Below are 1428 nucleotides of genomic sequence, written 5' to 3' on the forward strand. Positions count from 1 at the left end.
GCACCCACGGGTGCGGTCCCTTCGTCGTAGCAGGTCTTCCTAGCGGGTCAGGACAGGACCCGGAGCTTGACGGTCGCGTCCATCGCACGCAGCGCCTCGATCGCGGCCGGCTCGAGCTCCGAGCCGACGTCGGTCACCACGTAGCCGAGCTCGCCGCGGGTCGCGAGCATCTGCCCCTCGATGTTGGTGCCGTGCTCCGCGAGCACGGCGTTGACGGCGGCCAGCACACCCGGGGTGTTGCGGTGCAGGTGCGCGATGCGGCTCACGCCCGTGCTCTGCTCCAGGGCGAGTCCGGGCATGTTGACGCTCAGCGTGGTCGAGCCCGTGGCGAGGTAGTCGCGGAGCTTGCCGGCGACGAACTGGCCGATCGACTCCTGCGCCTCCTCCGTGGACCCACCGATGTGCGGGGTCAGGATGACGTTCGGCAGGCCACGGAGGTCAGACTCGAAGTGGTCGCCGCGCTTCTTGGGCTCCTCGGGGAAGACGTCGATCGCCGCGCCCGACAGGTGACCGGACAGGATGGCCTCGCGCAGTGCCCCCGTGTCGACGACGAAGCCGCGCGAGAGGTTGAGCAGGATCGAGCCCGGGCGCATGCGCGAGAGCTGCTTCTCGCCGAACAGGCCGGCGTTCCCGCCCCGACCGTCCACGTGCAGGGTCACGACGTCGGCGGTCTCGAGGAGCTCGTCGAGGGTGTCCATGCGGCGGGCGTTGCCCAGTGCGAGCTTCTCGGCCGTGTCGTAGAAGATGACCGACATGCCGAGCGCCTCGGCCACGACCGAGAGCTGGGTCCCGATGTTGCCGTAGCCGATGATGCCCAGGGTGCGGCCGCGGACCTCGTGCGCGCCCTCGGCCGACTTGTCCCAGATGCCGTCGTGGAGCGCGCGGTCGCGCTCGGTCAGGCGACGGGTCAGCGCGATGATCTCGGCCAGGGCGATCTCCACGACCGACCGGGTGTTCGAGAACGGGGCGTTGAACGTCGCGACGCCGTGCGAGGCAGCGGCCTTGAGGTCGATCTGGTTGGTGCCGATGCAGAACGCGCCGATCGCGACGAGGTCCGGTGCGGACTCGATGACGCGGGCGGTCACGTTGGTCTTGGACCGGATGCCGAGGATGTTGACGCCCTGGAGCGCCTCGATCAGCTCGGCCTCGTCCATGGCCCCGGATCGCACGGTCACGTCGATACCGGCGGACTCGAAGATCGAGGTGGCGAGTGGGTGCAGGTTTTCGAGGAAGAGGGCGCGTAGCACCTCCCTATGGTGCTCCGAGTTGCCATGAGCACCAAACGAGTCTTGTCCTTCGGACGCCCGGCCCGGACCGCCGGACGCCGTCCGGGCGCCCCGCGCCGTGGCCGCGTACCGGCCGGTCGCCCGGCCGGTAGGCGCGGCTCTCAGGCGGGGAACCCGGCGGGCAGGGGCGGGGCGTGCACGT

1 protein-coding gene is annotated in these 1428 nt (G+C 70.4%); it reads right to left on the reverse strand.

Annotation, left to right across the window (positions count from 1 at the left end):
• Positions 1–47 precede the first annotated feature (47 nt).
• Entirely contained in the window at positions 48–1247 is a 1200-nt protein-coding gene (serA, locus tag ACFWFR_RS19350) for a phosphoglycerate dehydrogenase (protein ID WP_056648818.1), read from the reverse strand.
• Positions 1248–1428: the final 181 nt, after the last annotated feature.

It is taken from the genome of Oerskovia sp. NPDC060287 (assembly GCF_042726775.1).
GTDB lineage: Bacteria > Actinomycetota > Actinomycetes > Actinomycetales > Cellulomonadaceae > Oerskovia > Oerskovia merdavium.